The 22,035-nt window shown below is 65.1% G+C and carries 23 protein-coding genes; 14 read left to right on the top strand and 9 right to left on the bottom strand.

What is annotated here, in order from left to right; all coding sequences use genetic code 11:
• Positions 1–9: 9 nt before the first annotated feature.
• On the bottom strand, positions 10–276 hold the full coding sequence (locus U1738_RS03250) for an FAD assembly factor SdhE (protein ID WP_332787580.1): 267 nt from the start codon (positions 274–276) through the stop codon (positions 10–12).
• A gap of 72 nt (positions 277–348) precedes the next feature.
• Here U1738_RS03250 and recG point away from each other — a divergent pair, with 72 nt between their 5' ends.
• A complete protein-coding gene (gene recG / locus U1738_RS03245) occupies positions 349–2,409 on the top strand; it encodes an ATP-dependent DNA helicase RecG (RefSeq protein WP_332787579.1) in 2,061 nt (686 codons plus the stop codon).
• Here recG and U1738_RS03240 read toward each other — a convergent pair.
• From U1738_RS03240 to serS, 5 genes are all read right to left on the bottom strand, one after another.
• Positions 2,406–2,723, bottom strand: coding sequence for a PilZ domain-containing protein (locus U1738_RS03240; protein ID WP_332787578.1), 318 nt, complete (start codon positions 2,721–2,723; stop codon positions 2,406–2,408). The genes recG and U1738_RS03240 overlap by 4 nt on opposite strands.
• A 145-nt stretch (positions 2,724–2,868) precedes the next feature.
• A complete protein-coding gene (gene tyrS, locus U1738_RS03235; protein WP_332787577.1) occupies positions 2,869–4,095 on the bottom strand; it encodes a tyrosine--tRNA ligase in 1,227 nt (408 codons plus the stop codon).
• A 39-nt stretch (positions 4,096–4,134) separates the two neighbouring features.
• On the bottom strand, positions 4,135–5,247 hold the full coding sequence (locus U1738_RS03230; protein WP_332787576.1) for a peptidoglycan DD-metalloendopeptidase family protein: 1,113 nt from the start codon (positions 5,245–5,247) through the stop codon (positions 4,135–4,137).
• 13 nt (positions 5,248–5,260) lie between these two features.
• Positions 5,261–6,025, bottom strand: coding sequence for a 5'/3'-nucleotidase SurE (gene surE / locus U1738_RS03225; RefSeq protein WP_332787575.1), 765 nt, complete (start codon positions 6,023–6,025; stop codon positions 5,261–5,263).
• 91 nt (positions 6,026–6,116) lie between these two features.
• Complete coding sequence (serS, locus tag U1738_RS03220; protein ID WP_332787574.1) at positions 6,117–7,541, bottom strand: serine--tRNA ligase; 1,425 nt, start codon at positions 7,539–7,541, stop codon at positions 6,117–6,119.
• 95 nt (positions 7,542–7,636) lie between these two features.
• On the opposite strand from serS, the gene U1738_RS03215 reads away from it, so the two are divergent.
• The 5 genes from U1738_RS03215 (at position 7,637) to U1738_RS03195 (ending at position 10,802) form a co-directional block, all read left to right on the top strand.
• A complete protein-coding gene (locus U1738_RS03215; RefSeq protein WP_332787573.1) occupies positions 7,637–8,077 on the top strand; it encodes a host attachment family protein in 441 nt (146 codons plus the stop codon).
• 237 nt (positions 8,078–8,314) lie between these two features.
• Entirely contained in the window at positions 8,315–8,515 is a 201-nt protein-coding gene (locus U1738_RS03210) for a hypothetical protein (RefSeq protein WP_332787572.1), read from the top strand.
• Positions 8,516–8,554: 39 nt separating this feature from the next.
• Positions 8,555–9,364 carry a hypothetical protein gene (locus tag U1738_RS03205; RefSeq protein ID WP_332787571.1) on the top strand — a complete coding sequence of 270 codons (810 nt, stop codon included), beginning with the start codon at positions 8,555–8,557 and terminating at the stop codon, positions 9,362–9,364.
• Positions 9,365–9,902: 538 nt separating this feature from the next.
• Entirely contained in the window at positions 9,903–10,361 is a 459-nt protein-coding gene (dksA, locus tag U1738_RS03200) for an RNA polymerase-binding protein DksA (protein WP_332787570.1), read from the top strand.
• A 78-nt stretch (positions 10,362–10,439) separates the two neighbouring features.
• Positions 10,440–10,802 (top strand): PilZ domain-containing protein, encoded by a 363-nt coding sequence (locus tag U1738_RS03195; protein ID WP_332787569.1) that lies wholly within the window; start codon positions 10,440–10,442, stop codon positions 10,800–10,802.
• A 48-nt stretch (positions 10,803–10,850) separates the two neighbouring features.
• Here the strand turns inward: U1738_RS03195 and U1738_RS03190 are convergent, their stop codons facing one another.
• Positions 10,851–11,006 carry a YdcH family protein gene (locus U1738_RS03190; RefSeq protein WP_332787568.1) on the bottom strand — a complete coding sequence of 52 codons (156 nt, stop codon included), beginning with the start codon at positions 11,004–11,006 and terminating at the stop codon, positions 10,851–10,853.
• Between the two features lie 173 nt (positions 11,007–11,179).
• Here U1738_RS03190 and U1738_RS03185 point away from each other — a divergent pair, with 173 nt between their 5' ends.
• Entirely contained in the window at positions 11,180–11,377 is a 198-nt protein-coding gene (locus tag U1738_RS03185) for a YdcH family protein (protein WP_332787567.1), read from the top strand.
• Between the two features lie 118 nt (positions 11,378–11,495).
• Positions 11,496–11,954, top strand: coding sequence for a DUF1465 family protein (locus tag U1738_RS03180; RefSeq protein ID WP_443026967.1), 459 nt, complete (start codon positions 11,496–11,498; stop codon positions 11,952–11,954).
• A 172-nt stretch (positions 11,955–12,126) separates the two neighbouring features.
• On the opposite strand, the gene U1738_RS03175 is transcribed toward U1738_RS03180, so the two are convergent.
• Positions 12,127–13,098, bottom strand: a complete 972-nt coding sequence (locus U1738_RS03175; RefSeq protein ID WP_332787566.1) for an NAD(P)H-dependent flavin oxidoreductase — start codon at positions 13,096–13,098, stop codon at positions 12,127–12,129.
• A gap of 191 nt (positions 13,099–13,289) precedes the next feature.
• Between U1738_RS03175 and U1738_RS03170 the strand changes: the two genes are divergently transcribed.
• Entirely contained in the window at positions 13,290–15,809 is a 2,520-nt protein-coding gene (locus tag U1738_RS03170) for a M1 family metallopeptidase (RefSeq protein WP_332787565.1), read from the top strand.
• 6 nt (positions 15,810–15,815) lie between these two features.
• On the opposite strand, the gene U1738_RS03165 is transcribed toward U1738_RS03170, so the two are convergent.
• Complete coding sequence (locus U1738_RS03165; RefSeq protein ID WP_332787564.1) at positions 15,816–16,340, bottom strand: gamma carbonic anhydrase family protein; 525 nt, start codon at positions 16,338–16,340, stop codon at positions 15,816–15,818.
• 292 nt (positions 16,341–16,632) lie between these two features.
• Between U1738_RS03165 and U1738_RS03160 the strand changes: the two genes are divergently transcribed.
• The 5 genes from U1738_RS03160 (at position 16,633) to U1738_RS03140 (ending at position 22,003) form a co-directional block, all read left to right on the top strand.
• On the top strand, positions 16,633–16,908 hold the full coding sequence (locus tag U1738_RS03160; RefSeq protein ID WP_332787563.1) for a hypothetical protein: 276 nt from the start codon (positions 16,633–16,635) through the stop codon (positions 16,906–16,908).
• A 531-nt stretch (positions 16,909–17,439) separates the two neighbouring features.
• Complete coding sequence (locus tag U1738_RS03155) at positions 17,440–17,598, top strand: AtzG-like protein (protein WP_332787562.1); 159 nt, start codon at positions 17,440–17,442, stop codon at positions 17,596–17,598.
• Positions 17,595–18,947: an AtzE family amidohydrolase gene (locus tag U1738_RS03150; protein WP_332787561.1), complete on the top strand. Its 1,353-nt coding sequence runs from the start codon at positions 17,595–17,597 to the stop codon at positions 18,945–18,947. Before U1738_RS03155 ends, U1738_RS03150 begins: the two co-directional genes overlap by 4 nt.
• A 168-nt stretch (positions 18,948–19,115) precedes the next feature.
• Positions 19,116–20,696: a gamma-glutamyltransferase family protein gene (locus U1738_RS03145; RefSeq protein ID WP_332787560.1), complete on the top strand. Its 1,581-nt coding sequence runs from the start codon at positions 19,116–19,118 to the stop codon at positions 20,694–20,696.
• The gene (locus U1738_RS03140; RefSeq protein WP_332787559.1) at positions 20,690–22,003 is read left to right on the top strand and encodes a Zn-dependent hydrolase; all 1,314 of its coding nucleotides are present in this window, start codon (positions 20,690–20,692) and stop codon (positions 22,001–22,003) included. The genes U1738_RS03145 and U1738_RS03140 overlap by 7 nt, the downstream gene beginning before the upstream one ends.
• The last annotated feature ends 32 nt before the right edge of the window (positions 22,004–22,035 follow it).

Below are 22,035 nucleotides of genomic sequence, written 5' to 3'. Positions count from 1 at the left end.
GGCTAGAGATTACTCGGGCGCTTTCACGTAGTTCAGCAGTTTCAGCGCTTCCATGATCGACCCCTCGTACCGGGCCGGGCAGGCCTCGATCCCGATTGCCCAGGCCATGATATCCACGTCCTGTTCCTCCAGCAGATCTTCGAACAATTGCATTTCAGCCTCGTCCCATGACCGGCCATGCGCGTCGAAGAATCCGCCGATCAGCAGATCCGCTTCCTTCACGCCGCGGTGATGCGCGCGGAAGTGCAGGCGTTTCAGGCGTATCTCGCGATCCATGCAGACTCCAACGACGATTGCCGGCGGGCGCTAGCGGCGCACGTCGGGGAGGGGTAAGGCCATCAGATAGTCATGCGGCCCGATATCCTCAATCCATTGTTCGCCGAAGTCACGGCGCTGAAAGGCATCGGCCCCGGTCTGGCCAAGCCGCTGGAGCGGCTGGGGCTGGAACGGATCGTCGATGTTGCGTTCCATCTGCCGACCGGGTGGATCGATCGGGTGCCGCGCCTGATCCTCGACATGGCCGATGCCGGGCGCACGATCGCGATCACGCTGACCGCGCAAAGCTATCGCTCGGGCAACGGACGCGGGCCGACGCGGGTGCAGGCGACCGATGCGGCGGGCAATTACGTTAGCCTGGTCTATTTCGGCGGGCATCCCGGCTGGGCGAAGAAGCTGGCACCTTTGGGCGAGGCGAGGCGCGTCTCGGGTCGGCTGGAGATGTACGGGCAGGAATTGCAGATCGTGCATCCCGATTACTGCCTGCCGCTGGAGGAAGCGCCGGATGCTGGCGAGCGGGAGGCGATCTATCCCCTATCTGAGGGCATAACTTCGCGCCGCATGGGGCAACTCACGGCACAGGCGATCGAGCGTGCGCCGGAACTCCCTGAGTGGATCGAGCCGGGTTTGCTGGCGAAGCGCGAATGGCCGGCGTGGCGCGAGGCGCTGGCGCGGATCCATGCCGATCCGTCCGATGCCAAAGCGAAGGAGCGGTTGGCCTATGACGAGGTGTTCGCCAACCAGCTCGCGCTGAGCCTGGTGCGGCAATCGTCGCGGGCGCGGCGGGGGCGGGCGTTGCAGGGTGATGGGCGGCTGCGCGATGCGCTGAAGCTGCCCTATGATCTGACAGGCGCGCAGGCGCGGACGGTGCGCGAGATCGAGGGCGATCTGGCACAGGAGCAGCCGATGTTGCGCCTGCTGCAGGGCGATGTCGGATCGGGCAAGACGCTGGTCGCGGCGATGGCGCTGCTGATCGCGGTGGAGGCCGGCGCGCAGGGCGCGTTGCTTGCGCCGACCGAGATCCTCGCGCGGCAGCATTACGAGACGCTACGGCGGCAACTGGCAGGCCTCGGCGTCGAAGTCGCGATCCTGACCGGGCGCGACAAGGGCAAGGTGCGGGAGGCGACGTTGATGGGCCTCGCGGCGGGCACGATCGATATCCTGATCGGCACGCATGCGATCTTCCAGGAAGCGGTGTCGTACAAGGATCTGGGGCTGGTCGTGGTGGACGAGCAGCACCGCTTCGGCGTGGCGCAGCGAATGATGCTGCAGGCCAAGGCGAAGGCGGTTCCGCATCTGCTGGCGATGACCGCGACTCCGATCCCGCGCACGCTGACGCTGGCCAATTATGGCGAGATGGACGTCAGCCAGCTGGACGAAATGCCGCCCGGCCGCCAGCCGATCGAGACGCGAGTGATCTCGGAGGACCGTCTGGCCGACGTGGTCGATGCGCTGGCGCGGCACCTGTCCGATGGCGGGCAGGCCTATTGGGTGTGCCCGCTGGTCGAGGAGAGCGCCAAGAGCGACCTTGCCGCCGCCGAGGCGCGTGCGGAGACGTTGCGGGCGCGGTTCGGCGATCGGGTCGGGCTGGTGCATGGGCGGATGAAGGGGCCGGAGAAGGATGCGGTGATGGCCGACTTTTCCGGGGCCAGGACCGGCGTGCTGGTGGCGACGACGGTGATCGAGGTCGGCGTGGACGTGCCGAATGCGACGCTGATCGTGATCGAGGCGGCGGATCGCTTCGGCCTCGCACAATTGCATCAGTTGCGCGGGCGCGTCGGGCGGGGCGGGGGCAAATCGAACTGCCTGCTGATTCGCGGCAACGCTTTGGGGGAAACGTCGCGCGCGCGGCTGGCGCTGATGCGGGAAACGAATGACGGGTTTCGCATCGCGGAGGAGGATTTGCGGTTGCGCGGGGCGGGCGAATTGCTGGGGACCAAGCAATCGGGCGAGGCGGCGTTCCGGATCGCTACGCCCGAGATGCTGGGTGACCTGTTGCCGGTCGCGACCGACGACGCTCGCCTGCTGATCGATCGCGATGGGGGATTGAGCGGCGAGCGGGGGCAGGCGGCGCGGACGGCCTTGTATCTGTTCGAACGCGATGCCGGGGTGGCGTTGTTGCGGTCGGGCTAGCGGCCCTTCACCAGCACCGCGAGCAGGTCGTAATATTCCGCGACACCGATCGCGCTGTCCAGCTCGCAGCCGATGCGGCCGAGATGCGACCAGCGCACTTCCGCCACGACCACGCCGACCACCGGCAGGGTGACGCGCAGACGCGCTCCGACCGGCAGATCGTGATCGTAGCGCGCCATCAGCCCCTGTGCGGAGATGTTGACCACCAGCAGCGACAGGGCGCGCGCATCCGGGCCGAAGGCGCGGGCGCGGTAATGAACTTCGTCGCGTGGAGCGACGCGGCTGTCGGCGTAGGCGGCGCTGCCCATGGCCATGGTCTTTGATCCCCCAAATGATCGCGTTACCAACGCTATGGTCAGGGGCGTAAAGCAGATCGAAATGAACCTGCTTAACGATTTCGATCACGCAAAAAATTACGTAAAATGAGGCAGATCGACCCGTTCTGGGTGCGATAGGCGATTAGCCGGCGACGAGCAGGCCGTGGTTCTTCTTGCCCGCCGCGATCGCCACCGGTTCGCCGCCGACCGCGATGGTCATCGCCTCGTCGGTGACCTTCTCGCCCGACACCCGCGCGCCGCCGCCCTGGATCAGGCGGCGCGCCTCGCCCTTGGACTTGGCGAAGCCGAGGCCGATCAGCGCATCGACCACGCCGATGCTGCCGGACACGGCGAAGGTGGGGAGCGATCCGCCGACCGAGCCTTCCTCGAACGTGCGTCTTGCGGTCTCCGCCGCCTCGTCGGCCGCCACCGGGCCGCGGCACATCGCGGTGGCGGCGTTGGCGAGGATCTTCTTGGCCTCGTTGATCTCCGCACCTTCGAGCGATTCGAGGCGGGCGATCTCGTCGAGCGGCAGATCGGTGAACAGGCGCAGGAAGCGGCCGACGTCGCGATCGTCGGTGTTGCGCCAGAATTGCCAGTAGTCGTGATGGGGCAGCTGATCCTCGTGCAGCCAGACGGCGCCGGACATCGTCTTGCCCATCTTGCCGCCGTCCGCGGTAGTGATCAGCGGGGTGGTGATGCCGTAAACTTCGGTGCCGTCCATGCGGCGCGAGAGTTCGATGCCGTTGACGATATTGCCCCATTGATCGCTGCCGCCCATCTGCAATCGGCATGCCGCCCGGCGCGACAATTCCAGGAAATCATAGGCCTGGAGGATCATGTAGTTGAATTCGAGGAAGCTGAGCGACTGTTCGCGATCGAGCCGCAGCTTCACGCTGTCGAAGCTGAGCATGCGGTTGACGCTGAAATGCTGGCCGACATCGCGCAGGAACGGGATGTATTCGAGCGCATCGAGCCATTCGGCATTGTCGAGCATCACCGCGTCGGTGGGGCCATCCCCGAACGTCAGGAAGCGTTCGAAGATGCGCTTGATCGAGGCGACATTGGTCTGGATGCCGTCACCGCTGAGCAGCTTGCGCGCTTCGTCCTTGAAGCTCGGATCCCCGATCTTGCCGGTGCCGCCACCCATCAGGACGATCGGCTTGTGCCCGGTCTGCTGCAAGCGGCGCAGCAGCATGATCTGGACGAGGCTGCCGACATGGAGCGAGGGGGCGGTGGGATCGAAACCGATGTAGCCCGGCACGATCTGCGTATTGGCGAGCTTATCGAGCGCGGCCGCGTCGGTGGTCTGGTGGATATAGCCACGCTCGGCGAGGGTGCGCAGGAGGGGGGAGGTGTGCTCGGTCATGATGCGGTGGCGCTTAGCGGGTTTTTGCAGCGATCGAAACTATAGTGTCGGTAATTGCGCGACCGGATTCACCGGCGTCCGGCCTTTGCGCATCTCGAAATGCAATTCGGGGCGATCCGCAAAGCCCGAATCCCCCGACAGGGCGATCGTCTGGCCGCGCTTTACCGCCTGGCCGCGCTGGACGAGCAAGCGGCTGGCATGGCCGTAGACGGTGGTCCAGCCGTCGCCATGCTTGACGATCACCAGCCCGCCCAGCGCGGCGATCTCCTCGCCGGCATAGGCGACCACGCCGTCGGCGGCGGCCTTGATCGGCGTGCCGATCGGCGTGGCGATCTTGATGCCGTTATTCTTCTCGCCACTCGCGCCGGGGCCGAACTTGCCGACGACGCGGCCCTGCACCGGCCAGATGAAGGCGCCGCGCAGCCGCTCCGGTTCCTTGAACGGGGTGGTCGGCGGTAGCACGCGGGCGGGCGATTTAGTCGGCGCGGCGGGGCGCTCGGTCGCGGCGATGGCGGGCATGCTGCCGGTGACGAGATCGTCGACGTCCAGTTTGAAGGCGGCGGCGCGTTCCTCGATACTGCTGCGGCCCGGAGCATTGCCCGGGATGACGATGCGCGATCCGACGCGCAGCACGAACGGCGCGGAAAGATCGTTGGCGGTGACGATGCGCGACCAATCGATGCCGTAAGCGCGGGAGATGGCGATGCCGGTCTGCCCCTGCCGGACGAGGTGATAGCGTCCCGCCGGGATCGCCAGCCGCTGACCGGCGCGGATCGCATAGGGTGGCGGCAGGGCATTGGCGCGGGCGATCGCCTCCGATCCCGCGCCAGTGCGATCGGCGATCGCGCGCAACGTTTCGCCGGGGCGGACCGTGTAGCTGCCGGCGGGAATCGTCTGCGCATCCGGGGTGACGGGGCGGGATTGCCAGGCGGGCGGGGGGCTGGGCAATTGCCGCACGGTTTTACCCGCGTAGAAGGGGTCGGCGCGCTGTGGTTCGTAGGCGACTTGCGGATCGGTCTCGGGGCGGGGTGCCTGTCCGGCGGGCGGGTAACGATCGTAGGAGGCGGGGCGCTCGCCATTGGGGATGCAGCCCCCGAGCAGCGAAGCGCCGAGCGCGGCGGTGGCGATCAGTGCCGCGATCCGTCCGCCCATGCCTTCGCTCCCGCTATCGATACGCCGCGTTCAGCATATCGACCGATTCGTAATGTGTCAGGTCGAGATGCAGCGGGGTGACCGCGACATAGCCATCGGCGACCGCTTCGAGATCGGTGGCATGCGCCGGGGTCTGGATCACCGGCCCCAACGAGAACCAGTGATATTCGTAACCGCGCGGATCGCACCGCGTATCGACCTGCAGGCGGCCGTAATCACGCAGGCCCTGATGGGCGATGCGGATGCCCTTGACCTGATCGGCAGGGCAGGCAGGGAAGTTGATGTTGACGAGCGTGCGGGGCGCGAGCGGCGCATCGATCAGCGGTGCGAGCACGCGCTGGCCCCAGGCGGTGGCGGCCTCGAACGGCACGGCGTCGCCCATGCCTTCTCGGGCATAGACCTGGCTGAGCGCGATCGAGCGGACGCCGGCCAGCGCGCCCTCCATCGCGGCGGAGACGGTGCCGGAATAGGTCACGTCCTCGGCCAGATTGGCACCGCGATTGACGCCGGACAGGATCAGATCGGGTGGCGAGTCCTGCATGATGCGGGCGAGCGCCATCATCACCGCATCGGTCGGCGTGCCGGCGACGGCATAGCGTTTGTCAATATGTTTGCGGACGCGGATCGGACGGCTGAGCGTGAGCGAATGGCCTGCGCCGGATTGCTCGTCGGCCGGCGCGACGACCCAGATATCGTCGGAGAAATGCGCGGCGATATCCTCCAGCACCTTGAGGCCGGGGGCGTGATAGCCATCGTCGTTGGTAATCAGGATGCGCATACAACCTCCGTTCGCCCTGAGCCTGTCGAAGGGCATGCGCAGCGCGTGGGCTTCGACAGGCTCAGCCCGAACGGAAGTCGATTAGCGACCGTCACGCCGGCTCCAGCCGGTTGAGCCCCTTGAGGTATGGCTGCAGCACGTCGGGGATCGCCACCGATCCGTCCTCCTGCTGATAATTCTCGACCACGGCGACCAGCGTTCGCCCGACCGCGAGGCCGGAGCCGTTCAGCGTGTGGACGAAGCGGGTCGCCTTCTCGCCTTCCGGACGATAGCGCGCGTTCATGCGGCGAGCCTGGAAATCGGTGCAGGTCGAGCAGCTGGAAATCTCGCGATACTGGTTCTGGCCGGGCAGCCAGACTTCGAGATCGTAGGTGCGCGCGGCGGTGAAGCCCATGTCGCCGGTGCACAGCTTCATGCGACGGAACGGCAGGCCGAGCGCGTCGAGCAGGCCTTCTGCGCACGCGGTCATGCGCTCGTGTTCGGCTTCGGACGCGTCGGGCGTGACGATCGAGACCATCTCGACCTTCTCGAACTGATGCTGGCGGATGAAGCCGCGCGTGTCGCGGCCCGCCGATCCGGCCTCCGAGCGGAAGCAGGGAGTGAGCGCGGTAAAGCGCAACGGGAGTTCGGTTTCGCTCAGGATTTTTTCGCGCACAATGTTGGTCAGGCTGACTTCAGCGGTGGGTATCAGCCAGCGGCGGTTGGCTGGTGAACCTTCAAATATCTTCTTAAAACTCTCAAAAGAATCATTTTTGACTTTATCGGTCTGCTTCTCGGTGAGCGAAAGCTCGCCGTATTTATAAATCTCGTCATCAATTTTCGATTTTACGTCGTTATGATCGAAACTTAACATCGTTTTGAACAAATCTTCGGTAAACTTTGGTAACTGGCCGGTTCCAAACATCGCCTCGTCGCGTACCATTAACGGCGGCACGCAGAGTTCGTAGCCGTGCTGCTCCGTCAAAGTATCGAGCATAAACTGCCCCAGAGCGCGATGCAATTTGGCGGCGTCGCCGCGCACCAACGTGAATCGCGAACCCGACATCGCCGCGCCAGTTTCGAAATCGAGGCCGAGGGCTTGGCCGATATCGTCATGCTCCCTTGCACGGAAAGAAAAAATCGTGGGTGTTCCGCAAGTGTGAATGAGCTGGTTGTCGTTCTCGTCTGCGCCTTCTGGGACATCGATGAGGGGGAGATTTGGAATCGCCGCGAGGCGTTCGCTAAGACCGGTTGCGGCGTTGCGTTCCGACGCTTCAAGCGTCGGGACTCTCGTTTTGAGGTGTGCAACTTGATCCATCAAAGCGCGAACCGCCAGCTCGTTTCCTGCAGCCTTAGCTGCACCAATCGCTTTCGCTGCGGCGTTTCTTTCTGCGAGTTCGGCCTGAAGCTGGGTAGCAACTTTTCGCCGTTGCTCGTCAAGTTGAACCAATTCGTGAGCGATGGGCGACACACCACGCTTCGCCAGCGCGGCGTCGAAAGCTTGCGGGTTTTCGCGGATCAGGCGGATGTCATGCATGTCGCGGGCTATGCCGCCGCGTCCGCGCTCGCGCAACCCGCAGCCGTTGCGGGGCGTTACCCTGCATACGATCAACCAGAAAAAGGATATTCCGCATGCAGGTCCCGCACAATTCCGTCGTCGTCGTCGCCGATGGCCGCAAGATGCTGTTCCTGCGCAACGAAGGCGATGCCGTGCATCCCAATCTGATCGTGGAACGCGCGGTCGAGCAGGACAATCCCAGTGACGGCGCACAGAAGAGCGACCATGCCGGGCGGTCCTCATCCAGCGTGGGCGGCGGACAGAATTCGATGCAGGAGGTGGATTTCCACCAATTGGAGGAAGATCGCTTTGCTGCCGAGACGGCCGACCTGCTCAAACGTCGCGCGCTGAAGAACGATTTCGAATCGCTGATCATCGTCGCGCCGCCCAAGACGCTGGGCGAATTGCGCAAGCATTATCACAAGGAAGTGAGCAGCCGGCTGACCGGCGAGATCGACAAGGATCTGACCGGGCATCCGATCGACCAGATCGAGAAGGCGCTGCTGGCGGCGTGAGATAGGGGCCTGTCCCCAAATATGCCGTCATCCCGGACTCGATCCGGGATCCAACGTGCCGCACGCGTTCCTGCCAAATTCGGCCGCACTACCAAGCCGCTTGTTGGATCCCGGATCAAGTCCGGGATGACGGTGTTGAAACAGGAAAGGGCCACTGCCTCACGGCGGTGGCCCTTTCCTGTTTTGAGCAAAGCGTGAGAATGTCAGGCCGCGACTGCATCCTTCTTCGCGAACCGCTTGCGCGCCACCAAAGCCGCCGCTGCCGCGCCGAACAGCAGAACCATCGGAGGGGCCGGGACGGGGGCCGGGGTGCCGCCGGTCGATCCGGTGCTGCCGCCGTTCGATCCGCCGGGCGGATCGCCATGGCCGCTGCTGCTCCAGCCGCCGTTCGAGCTCCAGCCGCCGCTGCTGCCCCAGCCATGGCTGCTGGACCCGTAGCTGCTGGACCCATAGCTGCTCGAACTTGTCGAGCTGCTGTTGCCGCCGCTGCCGTTCGACGAACTGGCGGACGAGGTGCTGGTCGAACTGCCGTTAGACGAGCTGGCCGAGGAAGAGGACACGTTGCCGCTCGACGCGGAAGACGAGGAGACGTTGCCGCTGGACGACGATGAGGTCGACGACGACGACGACACGTTGCCGCTCGAGGAGGACGATACGTCGCCGCTCGAGGCCGAGGAAACATTGCCGCTGCTGCCGCCCGAGGCGGAGGAGATGTTGCCGCTGGACCCGCCCGATGCGGACGAGACGTTGCCGCTGCTACCGCCCGAGGCGGACGACACGTTGCCGCTCGATCCGCCGCTTGCCGAAGACGATGTGCTGGAGACCTGCGCGCCGCCGGTGCTGCTGCTGGTCGACGATCCGCCGCTGCCGCCCGACGAGATGTCGCCGCTGGAGCCGCCACTTGCCGATGAGGTCGAACCGCCGCTGCTGCTGGTCGATCCGCCGGAAGAACTGCTGGTCGAGGAGATGACGATACCGCCGCTGCCGCTCGATCCGCCGCTGCCGCCGAAGAAGCCGCCGCCGAAGAACCCGCCACCTCCGCCAAAGCCGCCGCTGCCGCCGATCACCGTCAGGCCGCCACCGCCACCGCCGCTCGAACCCGCGAAGGCGGGTGGGGGCAGCGGAATCGGCGCGCCCTGGCTGGTCAGCGTGACGACAGCGGGCGGGCAGGCCGTGCGCGTCTGCGTCACGATTCGGCGCACCCGGCTGGCCGAGTGGCCGGCGGCGCTGGCGACCTTCGTGGTGGTCACGCGGCGCACGACGCGCTTGGTCTGCTTCTGGGCGTAGACCTGACGTGCTTTCGCACCATCCGCGACGTGCACAGCACCGCCGCCGATCAGGGCGCCGCCACAGGTGCAAGCGCACAATTTAGCCAAGGCCATACGCACCGACATGATGTCACTCTCTTGTTACCGACGTTGCCGTCGACCCCGTTTCACAGCAGCTGATGGGCCGCTATTCCACCAAAGTGCCGAACAAAGAATTAAGTTCAAGATCGTTAACCAAGCTTTCTGAAGATGACTTGGCTTTTTTCTCGAATGACTGCGCTACATCACGGTTAACGTATCATTGCGGTACGGAACGACCGTTCATTACTATCATAATATTAACTTTATTGCATTGTTGATCGCGCGTGATGAATGATGTGCCGGAACCAAGATTTCACGAAACTGCAACCCCGCGCTGCTTAAGGCGGTGCGTTCATGAGCCCCGCCACCGGATTGCTTGTCGAGCGGCATCGGCGCTTGTATAGGCGCGCCATTAGGGGTGTGGGCAGCATGGGCGACACGGGCGCAAAAGCGTCGGGCGACCAAGGGAGAGTGGGATGGCAACGGTCTTGAATCGGTTTGACGACTCTGGAAAACCTTCGGCTCCGGCCAACGACGCGGGCTATCGGCCCAGCGCCGACGAAGAGTTTATGAACCCGAAGCAGCAGGAGTATTTTCGTGGCAAGCTTCAGGCGTGGAAAGATGCCATCCTGAAGGAGGCCGCGGGGACGCTGTCGCAATTGCAAGTCGACTCCCTGCGCGAGGCGGATCTTACCGACCGTGCATCGAGCGAGACCGACTGGTCGATCGAACTGCGCACCCGCGACCGGCAACGCAAGCTGATCTCGAAGATCGACGCGGCCATGCGTCGCATCGACGAGGGCGAATACGGCTATTGCGAAGTGACCGGCGAGCCGATCAGCCTGGCGCGGCTGGAGGCACGACCGATCGCGACGATGACGGTGGAGGCTCAGGAAAAGCACGAGCGCAACGAGAAGGTTTCGCGCGAAGACTGAGACGCGGTTCCGATTAAGCGAATTGGTAGCATTTTCGGCTTACCCACAGATCGAACGGAGGCCGTTTCGAGCGATCTGATGGACCATTTTCCTCACGACCCCTTCGACGGCCTGGCGGCCGAAGAGACCGAGCGCGGGCGCGACAGCCTATTCCTGATAGCGGACCTTCGCCCGACCGGGTCCGACCAGGGCAAACAGGTGCGCGTGCGCAATCTCTCGCCCGGTGGCCTGATGGCCGAATATCAGGGGGAATTGGCCGCCGGTACAGAGGTCGAGTGCGAGATGCGCGGGATCGGCAAAGTGTCCGGCGCGGTCGCCTGGGTGAAGGCTGGGCGGATCGGAGTTACGTTCGGTCGTCAGATCGACCCGATGCGGGCGCGCAAGTCCGCAGGCGTTGCCTCGAAAACTTCGGTCTATTTGAAACCAGCGCCGCGCCGCTGAAGCCTCGCGATCCGGCAACGTCCGGACGCGAGGCGAAACGGTCAGCCGCTATTGCGCGGTCATTTCTTCCTTGATGCGGAGTTTCTGTTTTTTGAGCGCCGCGAGCGTGGTCGCGTCTGGGAGGGGGCGCTGCGACTCGGCTGCGATCTTCTTGTCGAGGCCGGCATGCTTGGCTTCAAGTGCTGAGAAATGTGCGGTCTGCATGGAAGCAATCCTCCTTCAGTGCTTGTGCTGGGGACTGATAGAAACACGCCAAAGGTAAATTGTCTTCATCCGATTTGTAACATTTCGGCAGGCGGAGCAGATTTATGCGCCAGACCGTTTTGCCGTTCACGCTGGCCAGTGCAATTTGCTAGGGTGCGTGCGACGGGGGATGCATGGACGAAACGCAGATTGCCAAGCGACTTGAGGTTCTGCGCACGGAACATCGCGATCTCGATTCAGCGATTCTCGCGCTGATCGAATCCCGGTCCACCGACCAGTTGCAATTGGCGCGGCTGAAGAAGCGCAAGCTGCGCCTGCGGGACGAGATCGGAATGCTGGAGGATCAGCTGGTGCCGGACATCATCGCCTGACGCGCGCCTGCCGATCCATGAGCTTGCGGGCTCATGCTCCGCTTTGGGACGATCGATTCTTACAAATATACCGGCGCAGCTATGTCGCTGACCCGGGCTTTCTGCCACTCTGGTGCGAATGAGGGGTATTTTGACCGACCCGCGCATGCAGCGCCGCCTGATCGACACGTTGTATGTCGATGCGATGGTGCTTGCCGACGAGGCACGGAGTTATTTCGACGAGGCCGGGCGCGTGGAACGCGAGGCGCTGGACCCGATGTCGCGGGTGTCGTTCAGCTGTGAATCGCTGAAAGTGACGACGCGATTGATGCATGTGATCGCCTGGTTGTTGACGCAGCGCGCGGTCGATGCTGGCGAATTGCGGGCGGCGGATGCGCTCGATCCGTCGCGGCGGCTGGGGCCGGCACCGGTGAGCGAGCCCGGCGCGGTGGCGAACATGCCGCCCCAGGCGCGGGGCCTGATCGCGGCGAGCGCCGATCTTTATCGCCGGGTTGCCCGGTTGGATGATTCGCAGGCGGAGATCGTGGCGGCGAGCCCGGTGCAATCGCTGCATGCGCGGCTGGCGATGGCGTTTTAAAAGCCGGATATATCGCTGGCAGGAACAGCCTGATTGAATCCTGCTCGCGATAACCCGGCCACTATAATCAACCGCCGTTCGTCCTGAGCCTGTCGAAGGGCATGCTCAGGACGTGTGCTTCGACAAGCTCAGCACGAACGGGGTTTAGTCAGCTTCCAATCGAGAGGAATGCTCAAACCCCCAGCCGCGCTCGTGCCGCTTTGTATTCGCGCTCCATCCGATCGACGCGCACCGCGACCGATTCCACCGCCGTGACCGCGCCGATGCCCTGGCCCGAACCCCAGATGTCCTTCCACGCCTTGGGCTTAGATCCGCCGCCATCGTTGCCGCCGGAGCCGAAATTCATCGTCTTCAGATCGCCCTCGGGCAGATTGTCCGGGTCCATGCCCGCGGCCTCGATCGACTGGCGCAGGTAGTTGCCGTGTACGCCGGTGAACAGGTTCGAATAGACGATGTCCGACGCCTTGCCCGCGACGATGCCGTCCTTGTACGCCTGATCGGCATTGGCCTCCTCGGTCGCGATGAAGGGCGATCCGATATAGCCGAGATCCGCGCCCATCGCCTGCGCCGCCAGCACGGCATCGCCGGTGGCGATCGAGCCGGACAGGGCCAGCGGGCCATCGAACCATTGGCGGATTTCCTGGATCAACGCGAAGGGCGACAGGCGCCCCGCATGGCCGCCGGCACCGGCCGCGACCGCGATCAGGCCGTCGGCACCCTTTTCGATCGCCTTGCGGGCAAAGCGATCGTCGATCACGTCGTGCAGCGTGATGCCGCCCCAGCCGTGGACGGCGGTATTGAGATCTTCACGTGCGCCCAATGAGGTGATGACGATCGGCACCTGCCACTTGGCGCAGGTCGCCAGATCGGCCTCGAGCCGCTCGTTCGATTTATGCACGATCTGATTGACCGCAAAGGGGGCCGCCGGACGATCCGGGTTGTCGCGATTCCAGACCGAAAGTTCCTCGGTAATGCGATGCAGCCATTCGTCGAGCAGCGCCTGCGGGCGGGCGTTGAGCGCCGGAAAGGAGCCGACGATACCCGCCTTGCACTGGGCGATGACCAGATCCGGACCGGAGATGATGAACAGCGGCGACCCGATGATGGGCAGGCGCAGGCGTTGCAGGATGGGGGGCAGACTCATGGGTGCGTTTCATAGCGCAACTGAAATGACTGTCCAGCGCATCGCTCGCGTGCTTGCCGCGAGAGGCTCTTGCCAAGCGTGTCGATCGTATTAGGGCGGCAACACACAAAGATAAGGTCGTCCTCCCCATGAAGCGTGTCATCCCGTTCCTTTTGCTTGGAATTTCTTCGCCTGCTTTCGCCGCAGGACAATTGCCCACGACCGTCGCGCCGGTGTCCTACGACATCCGCATCACGCCCAATGCGGCGGCGATGACCTTTTCCGGCACGGAGACGATCAAGGTCGATGTGCGCGAGGCGACATCGACGATCACACTGAACGCCGCCGATCTGGCGATCGCCACCGCGACGTTCGACGGCGCGAGCGTGCCGGTGACGCTGGACAAGGAATCGCAGGAACTGACCGTCAAGCTGCCCAAGGCGGCGGCGAAGGGGCTGCACGATCTGCGCTTCACCTGGACCGGCAAGATCAACCAGTCGCCGCTCGGCCTGTTCGCGATCGATTACAAGAATCCGGATGGCAGCGCGGCGCGGATGCTGGCGACTCAGTTCGAGGCTCCCGACGCGCGCCGCTTCGCGCCGTTGTGGGACGAGCCGTCGTTCAAGGCGACGTTCAAGGTGAGCGCGATTGCACCCGCCGGGCAGCTCGCCTTTTCGAACATGCCGGCCACCAGCGTGACGAAGCAGGCGGACGGGACTCAGCTCTACAGCTTCGCAATCAGCCCCAAGATGTCGAGCTATCTGATGTTCCTCGGCATGGGGGACATGGAGCGCCATACGGTGATGGCCGGCAAGACCGAGATCGGCATCATCAGCCGTCGCGGCGTGGGCGCGCAGGGTGATTATTCGCTGAACGCCGCCAAGCGCCTGCTGTCTTATTACAACGATTATTTCGGCGTGCCGTATCCGCTGCCCAAGCTGGATATGATCGCCGGCCCCGGATCCAGCCAGACGTTCGGCGCGATGGAGAATTGGGGCGCGATCTTCTACTTCGAGAACGAATTGCTGTTCGATCCGGCACGGGCGACCGAGAGCAACCGGCAGCGCATCTACACCGTCGTCGCGCATGAAATGGCGCACCAATGGTTCGGCGATCTCGTCACGATGGCGTGGTGGGACGATCTGTGGCTGAACGAGGGCTTCGCCTCGTGGATGGAGAACAAGGCGACCACCGATCTGAACCCGAACTGGAACGCGAAGGCGACCGCCGTATCGACCGATCGCGAAAGCGCGCTGGGCGCGGACGCGACCGCCGCGACGCATCCGATCATTCGCAAGATCGATTCGGTGGACCAGATCGGCGGGGCGTTCGACGGCATCACCTACCAGAAGGGGCAGGCGGTGATCGGGATGCTGGAATCGACGCTGGGGCCGGACGTGTTCCGCGCGGGCATCCGCCGCTACATGGCGAAGTACAAATACGGCAACACCGTCACCGATCAGCTGTGGACCGAACTCTCAGCCGCGGCGGGGAAGCCGGTGGCGGATATCGCGCATGATTTCACGTTGCAGCCGGGCGTGCCGCTGATCACGCTGACCGGCGCGACGTGCAGTGGCGGGATGACCAAGGCGACGCTGACGCAGGGGCGCTTCGGGCTGGATGCGGTGTCGAAACAGCCGCTGACGTGGCGCGTGCCGCTCCGGCTCGGCGTGCTCGGGCAGACGGATAGCGACGTGATCGTGCGTGGGGCGGCACCGACGGCGGTGACGCTGAAGGGATGCGGCACGGTGGTGCTCAACCAGGGCAAGGGCAGCTATCTGCGTGCCAAATACGATGCGGCGGGCCATGCCGCGATCGTGCGGGATTTCACGAAGCTGCCGCTGACCGATCAGCTCGGCACGCTGGGCGACGATTTCGCGCTGGCGATGAGCGGGGATCAGGATCTGGCGGGCTATCTCGCCTTGCTCGACAGGGTTTCCGTGGAGGCCGATCCGATCGAATGGGCGATGGTCTCGGGGCAGATCGGCGGGATCGCCGAGCGGTTCGCGAACACGCCGCTGGGCGATACGCTGGACCGGCGCAACGCGAAGCTGCTGGCACCGGTGATGCGGCGCGTCGGCTATCAGGCGGTGGCGGGGGAATCGCCGCTGGTGACCAATCTGCGCGAGACGCTGATCCGCGGGCTGGGGGCGACGGGCGATGCCGAGATCATGGCGATGGCGCGCAAATACGTCGCGGCGCTGGCGACCGATCCGAACGCCATCCCGCCGGCGATCCGTGCGCCGATCCTGTCGACCTATGCGCTGAACGCCACCCCGGCCGAATGGGACGCGCTGCTGAAGATCGCGCTGGCCGAGAAGAACCCGGTGGCACGTAACGGCTATATCCGCGCGCTGGGTGGTGCGCGGAGTGATGCGTTGGCGCAGCGTGCGCTGGATCTGATCAAGACCGACCAGATCAGCGCGCCGCAGAAGGCCGGCCTGCTGCGCGCGGTGGCGGGACGGCACCCGGACATGGCGTTTGATTTCGCGGTCGCCAATTTCGCCCTGGTCGATGGCTTCACCGAGGCGAGTGCGCGGTCGAACTATGTGCCTGGGCTGGGCGGTGGATCGAACGATCCGGCGATGCCGGCGAAGATCACCGCCTTCGCCGCCAAGAATTTGCCGGCCGGCGCGCAGAATGGCGCGGCGCGGGTCGTCGCCGGGATGGCGGCGCGGCGCGAGACGACCGAGCGGTTGCGCCCGGCGGTCACCGCCTGGGCGGCGCGCTGAGCCGGATCAGTCGATACGCTTGAGCCCGGTGGCGCAGGCATGGGCTTTTTCGACATAATGTTGGGCGGAGATGCGGAGCATGGCCTCCGTATTTCCGTCCAGCTCCCGGATCGCGCGGGCCGGGCTGCCGACGATCAGGCTGTTCGGTGGGAAGACCTTGTCCTCGGTGACGAGCGCGCCCGCGCCGACGATGCAATTTTCGCCGATCGTCGCGCGGTTGAGGATGATCGCGCCCATGCCGATCAGCACGCGGTTGCCGATCGTGCAGCCGTGCAGGATCGCGTGGTGGCCGATCGTGCAATCCTCCCCCACGGTGAGTGGCGCGCCGGGGTCGCTGTGGCACATCGCGCCTTCCTGGATGTTGGTGCGGGCGCCGATCAGGATCGGGGTGTTGTCGCCCCGGATCACCGCCCCGAACCACACGTTCGCGTCCTCGGCCAGGTGCACGTCGCCGACCAGATCCGCGCTGGGCGCGACCCATGCGCCGGGGGCGAGGGCGGGGCGTTTTCCGTCGATTTCATATTGGGGCATGGCGCGTCGGTCTCTTAAGATTGACCCGAATGGGCGGGCGGGGGCGGCTATCTCGGCGCGAAGTTCACACAAGTTCACGCACTATCGGCGGTCGGGCCGAGCTGGCGGGTCGACCTCGTCCGTTCGGCAATCATGGACTTCGCAAGGATTGACCATACGGCATTGCTACAGCCTGACATGCCGATCGGATGTAGGACAGCGACTTTTTGGATCGTTCGGTTTTGGGTGATGGCGGCTGATATCGCCCAAATGCGGACATTGCTGAACGCAACAAGCGGTGCCAATCTTTGGCATGACCGAGCAAAATCTACAGATCGTCGCTACGAGCGTGCTTTACTATAGCCAATTGGATGAGCGGGCTTTTTTCGAATGGCTCGACAGAATGCCGTTCGTTGGCGGCTACCATGGAGCGGTAAGAGACTTGTTCATCAATCTTACCCGTCCGCCCACCTGCGAGGATCTCCGGGAGATCATTGGTCTTTGCAGGCGCTACGGTGTCGATCTCAAGCAGCTTGAAAAGTTCGTTACCGATGAGAACCGGTGTTGGCTTCCAGATGAGATTGCCTGAGACGCGTTGACGACGACCGGCAACTAAACATTCAGTTCTTGCTATCACCACGCCATTTTATGGGCGCTCGGGGGCATTTTCCTTCGGATCATTTGGTAGCCAAATTACCCCCTTTGCGGAAACTTCGAGACGGGCTGCGGTCCGAAGCTGCCTCCAGGGCGTCCAAGACGTGTCATATTCAATTACATGATAACGCCGACCACATGTTCGCCAGCTTGTGCAGGGGCAGGCATTGGGAGCCTCGTTCCAGGCGAGGGAAGCTAAGCGGCGCAATTCAATTTCCGCATCCGCCAAGGATGCAAATTCGCCGACGGGTTCGGCGTGCCATTCATCGTCTATCACAAACATTCTGATGCCCTACGGGATCGTCGCCGTAGCATCGGGTTGGCAGCAAACAAGCTCGCTAGCAACGTCTGCACCTCAATACCTGAATAGCCTTCCCTGATGGCCTTTCAACTGTCTGGGAGGCGGAATGCCGTCGTCCGACCAAGGCCCATTGCGCGCGCTCGCGCTTTGCGGTGTGATGGTGGCATGATGATCGCGCTGACCGAACCCGAGATTGCGGCGATGGCCCGGGCGATGCTCGCGCTGGATATACCGGCGGAATGTTTGTCCGGCGTGGCGGCCAATTTGGCGCTGCTGGCGGAACATGCGCGGCGCGTCGATCCCGAACTTGCCGCGCAGGCGTGAACGGGTCCGCCATCCATATTGCCGCCGAGGTGCGGGGCGGGCGGGTGCCTGCGGTGTCGGTCGCCCGGCACAGTATCGCGCTGATCCGGGAGCGGGATGGGACGATCGGCGCGGTGACGCGGTTGCTGGAGGAGAGGGCGCTGGCGGAGGCGGGGGCGGTGGATGCCGTCGTGGCGGCGGGCGGCGACCCCGGTCCGCTGGCGGGCGTTCCTTACGGCGTGAAGGATCTGTTCGACGTCGCGGGCCTGCCGACGACGGCGGGGGCGGCGATGCTTCGCGATGCGCCTCCGGCCGTGCGCGATGCCGAGGCGATCGAGCGGATGCGCGCCGCCGGGGCGGTGCTGGTCGCGACGCTGAACATGGACGAGTTCGCGTATGGCTTCGCGACCGTCAATGCGGCGTTCGGCACGACCAAGAACCCGCACGATATCAGGCGATTGGCGGGCGGCTCTTCCGGTGGTTCCGCGGCGGCGGTGGCGGCGGGCATGATGCCGATCGCGCTGGGATCGGACACCAATGGGTCGGTGCGCGTGCCGGCGGCCCTGTGCGGTCTTTATGGTTACAAGCCGGCGCATGGCAGCTTGCCGATGGCCGGAGTGTATCCGTTCGTCGACAGCTTCGACGATATCGGGCCGTTCGCGAATTCGATCGCCGAGCTGGAATTGGTGTACCGGGTGCTCGGCGGCGAGGCGTTCGAAGCCGAGACCGGCGAACCTGAGACAGGTTTTCGGGTGGCGAAGTTAAGCGGTTGGTTTGTCGACAATCTGTCGGCCGAAATGGCGGACGCGTTGAGGCCGTTCGATACCCTGCCCAAAGTCGTTTTGCCCGACGTGGATGCCGCGCGTTCGGCGGCGTTCCTGATGACCGCGGCGGAGGGCGGGGCGCGGCATCTGTCGGAGCTTCGGCGCCGGGCGATGGCATTCGACCCGGCGACGCGCGACCGGTTGATCGCCGGGGCGATGCTGCCGGCGGCGCAATATCTTGCCGCGTTGGAGGTGCGCGCGCGCTTTCGGGCATCGGCGGACGCGGTGTTCCAGCATTGCGACATCGTGGTCGCACCCTGTGTGGGGGAGGTAGCGCCGTCGATCGAAGATCCAGTCGTCACCGTGGATGGGGAGCGCGTGCCGGCGCGCGCGCATCTTGGGCGGTTGACGCAGCCGATCAGTTTCATCGGCCTGCCGGTGATCGCCGCTCCGCTACGCCGACCGGGGAAATTGCCGCTCGGCGCGCAGCTGATCGGGGCACCGGGGCGGGAGGGGGCGTTGTTTGCTTATGCCCGGCAGCTGGAGGCGGCCGGGGTGATCGGGGTGTCACCGTCAGAGGGGACTTCCCCTTCGCGATCAGCGTGATACGCTGCATCCAAATCCGGCGCAGACCGGCGTGGCGGGAGCGGGCCTGAAAATTTGGGGGATCGCCGCATGCCGACCGAACAGGGACCGAATTCGCTGCCGTCCGGTGGCGACGGCGCGATGGGTCGGTCTCGTTGCCGCCGTGCCCGACCGGGGGCATAGAGGGCCATGCTTCATAGTGTGACGAGCCTACAGGGCATGGTGACCGCACCGCATCATCTGGCGGCGCAGGCGGGATTGAGCGTGCTGCGCGACGGCGGCAATGCGGTGGAGGCGACGGTTGCGGTCGCGGCGACGCTGGCGGTGGTCTATCCGCATATGACCGGGATCGGCGGGGACGGGTTCTGGCTGATCGCGGAACCGGACGGGCGGACGCATGCGATCGATGCGTGCGGCGCGGCGGCGCGCAGTGCGGATCTGGCGCTTTATGCCGGGCTTCAGAGCATTCCGTGGCGGGGGCCGCTGGCGGCGAATACGGTGGCGGGGACGATCTCGGGCTGGGCTGCGGCGCTCGCGGAAAGCGGCGGGACTTTGCCCCTTGGGCGACTGTTGCGCGATGCGATCCTGTATGCCGAGCGTGGTGTTCCGGTGACGCGCGGCGGGGCGGAGATTGGCGCGGCGAAGGGTGCTGAATTACGCGATCTTCCCGGGGCTTGGGCAGCGACGTTCGAGCCGAATGGCAGGCCGCTGCGCGAGGGCGAGATTTTGCGCCAGCCGCTGTTGGCCGGCACGCTGACGTTGCTGGCGCGCGATGGGTTGGAGGGGTTCTACACCGGATCGCTCGCGCGGATGATCGAGGCGGATCTGAAGGCGGTGGGCAGCCCTGTGACCGGGATGGATCTGCGCCTGCATGCCGCGACCCGGCCTGCGCCGCTGCGGGTCGGCATTGCAGGCGCGACCCTGTTCAACACCGCGCCGCCGACCCAGGGCATGGCGTCGCTGCTGATCCTGGCCTTGTTCGATCGGCTGAAGGCTGAGGATTTCGAGGGCTTCGACTATATCCACGGGCTGGTCGAGGCGACCAAGCAGGCGTTTCTGTTCCGCGACGCGCATGTCGGCGATCCGGCGTACATGACGGTCGATCCGCAGGCCGTGCTGGACGATGCGGCCGGGCTGGAGGCTATGGCGGCGCGTATCGACCCGGCGTGGGCGCTGCCCTGGCCGCAGCCGGCGAGCGCGGGGGATACGTGCTGGTTCGGGGCCGCCGATGCGCAGGGGCGCGTGGTGTCTTGCATCCAGAGTACGTATTTCGAGTTCGGATCGGGGATCGTGCTGCCGTCCACCGGGATTACCTGGCAGAATCGTGGGAGTTCGTTCCGGTTGGCGGGGGATGGGTGGAACGCGTTGAAACCGGGACGCAAACCGTTCCACACATTGAACCCGGCGCTGGCGCGGTTCGATGACGGGCGGGTGATGGCGTACGGCACGATGGGCGGCGAAGGTCAGCCGCAGACTCAGGCGGCGATCTTCTCGCGCTATGCCCGGTACGGCGTGTCGTTGCAGGAGGCGATCACCCGGCCGCGCTGGTTGCTGGGCAAGACGTGGGGCGATGCCAGCACCAGCCTGAAGATCGAGGATCGCTTCCCGCTGGCTTTGTACGATGAGCTGCGTGCGGCGGGGCATCAGGTCGAGTTGCTCGATCCGTTCACGGCGACGATGGGGCATGCCGGGGCGATCGTGCGGCATCCCGACGGTGTGTTGGAGGGGGCGACCGATCCCCGCAGCGATGGGGCGGTGGCGGCGTGGTAGGTGGCGGCGCGCGGGCGGTGGCGCGATGCGATGCGCTGGGCGTGGCACCGTATAGCGATGCGCCGGACATGCTGTTTCGCGCGTGGCTGACGCCGGGCTTCGTCGCGACGCAGGCGCAGGTGGCGGAGTGGATGATCGCGGCGGGGATGACCGTCTGGTACGATGCCGCGACCAATCTGATCGGGCGCTACGAGGGCGTGACGCCGGAGGCTCCAGCGCTGCTGATCGGCAGCCATATCGACAGCGTGCGCGACGCCGGACGGTATGATGGGCCGCTGGGCGTGATGCTGGGGATCGAATGCGTTTCGGCCTTGCGCGATGCGGCGCGGCGGTTGCCGTTTGCGATCGAGGTGATCGCGTTCGGGGACGAGGAGGGGTCGCGATTTCCGACCGCGATGCTGACGAGCCGGGCTTTGGTGGGGCCGGTGGCGGGGGATGTGCTGGCGGTTTGCGATGCGGATGGCGTTTCGGTTCGGGAGGCGCTCGCCGATTATCGTCGTCGCGGCGGAGGCCGGGACCGCTGGGGGGCTGGTGTCGCTTCCGACAACGCAGCGGCCCCGGCCTTCGCCGGGGTGACGGACCTTTCGGGGGCGCTACGCGATCCGGGGTCGGTTATCGCCTATCTCGAAGCGCATATCGAGCAGGGGCCGGCGCTCGACGGCGAGGGGCTGGCGGTGGGCATCGTCACGGGGATCGCCGCGCAACTGCGCTATCGGGTCGTGGTCGACGGGATGGCGGGGCATGCCGGCACGACCGCGATGACGCTGCGGCGCGATGCGCTGGCCGCGGCGGCCGAAATGGTGCTGGCGGTGGAGCGGCTGGCGCATGGCGGGCCGGCCGATCTGGTGGCGACGGTCGGGCGGATGACCGTTTCGCCGAATGCGACCAACGTGATTCCGGGGCGGGTGGAGTTCTCGATCGATATCCGCGCGCTGGATGCCGGTGTGCGGGATGCAACCGCCAGGGCGATCCGTGACGCGATCGACGCGATTGGCACGGCGCGGGGCATTGGCGTGACGATCGAGCAGACCAATGATCTGCCGGCGAGTTTATGCGATCCGAAGTTGGTCGGTCTGCTCGCCGATGCGGCGCGGGCGGCGGGGCAGCCGGATCGGCGGTTGGCGAGTGGCGCGGGGCATGACGCGATGATCATGTCGGCGCTTTGCCCGACGGCGATGTTGTTTATCGCGTGTGCAGGCGGCATCAGTCATAATCCGGCCGAGCAGGTCGCCGTGGCCGATGTCGAGATCGCGCTGCAGGTGATGCTCGGTTTTATCACGCGTTTAGGAGCCGATTTTGACGCCTGACCTGTTTGGAGAGATCGATCCGCCGCAGCGGC

Source organism: Parasphingomonas caseinilytica, from assembly GCF_036663755.1.
In the GTDB taxonomy this organism is placed as follows: Bacteria; Pseudomonadota; Alphaproteobacteria; order Sphingomonadales; family Sphingomonadaceae; genus Sphingomonas.
The sequence above is the reverse complement of the archived record's forward strand: the minus strand, read 5'-3'. Positions and strand labels throughout refer to the sequence as shown.

Coding starts and splice junctions, on each gene's coding strand:
- recG (WP_332787579.1), top strand. CDS start 349: ATGCGGCCCGATATCCTCAATCCATTGTTCGCCGAAGTCACGGCGCTG.
- U1738_RS03190 (WP_332787568.1), bottom strand. CDS start 11,006: ATGCAGACCGCACATTTCTCAGCACTTGAAGCCAAGCATGCCGGCCTC.
- U1738_RS03195 (WP_332787569.1), top strand. CDS start 10,440: ATGGACCATTTTCCTCACGACCCCTTCGACGGCCTGGCGGCCGAAGAG.
- U1738_RS03180 (WP_443026967.1), top strand. CDS start 11,496: ATGAGGGGTATTTTGACCGACCCGCGCATGCAGCGCCGCCTGATCGAC.
- U1738_RS03240 (WP_332787578.1), bottom strand. CDS start 2,723: ATGGCCATGGGCAGCGCCGCCTACGCCGACAGCCGCGTCGCTCCACGC.
- tyrS (WP_332787577.1), bottom strand. CDS start 4,095: ATGACCGAGCACACCTCCCCCCTCCTGCGCACCCTCGCCGAGCGTGGC.
- serS (WP_332787574.1), bottom strand. CDS start 7,541: ATGCATGACATCCGCCTGATCCGCGAAAACCCGCAAGCTTTCGACGCC.
- U1738_RS03145 (WP_332787560.1), top strand. CDS start 19,116: ATGCTTCATAGTGTGACGAGCCTACAGGGCATGGTGACCGCACCGCAT.
- U1738_RS03250 (WP_332787580.1), bottom strand. CDS start 276: ATGGATCGCGAGATACGCCTGAAACGCCTGCACTTCCGCGCGCATCAC.
- U1738_RS03160 (WP_332787563.1), top strand. CDS start 16,633: ATGACCGAGCAAAATCTACAGATCGTCGCTACGAGCGTGCTTTACTAT.
- surE (WP_332787575.1), bottom strand. CDS start 6,025: ATGCGCATCCTGATTACCAACGACGATGGCTATCACGCCCCCGGCCTC.
- U1738_RS03215 (WP_332787573.1), top strand. CDS start 7,637: ATGCAGGTCCCGCACAATTCCGTCGTCGTCGTCGCCGATGGCCGCAAG.
- U1738_RS03230 (WP_332787576.1), bottom strand. CDS start 5,247: ATGGGCGGACGGATCGCGGCACTGATCGCCACCGCCGCGCTCGGCGCT.
- U1738_RS03175 (WP_332787566.1), bottom strand. CDS start 13,098: ATGAGTCTGCCCCCCATCCTGCAACGCCTGCGCCTGCCCATCATCGGG.
- U1738_RS03165 (WP_332787564.1), bottom strand. CDS start 16,340: ATGCCCCAATATGAAATCGACGGAAAACGCCCCGCCCTCGCCCCCGGC.
- U1738_RS03185 (WP_332787567.1), top strand. CDS start 11,180: ATGGACGAAACGCAGATTGCCAAGCGACTTGAGGTTCTGCGCACGGAA.
- dksA (WP_332787570.1), top strand. CDS start 9,903: ATGGCAACGGTCTTGAATCGGTTTGACGACTCTGGAAAACCTTCGGCT.
- U1738_RS03155 (WP_332787562.1), top strand. CDS start 17,440: ATGATGATCGCGCTGACCGAACCCGAGATTGCGGCGATGGCCCGGGCG.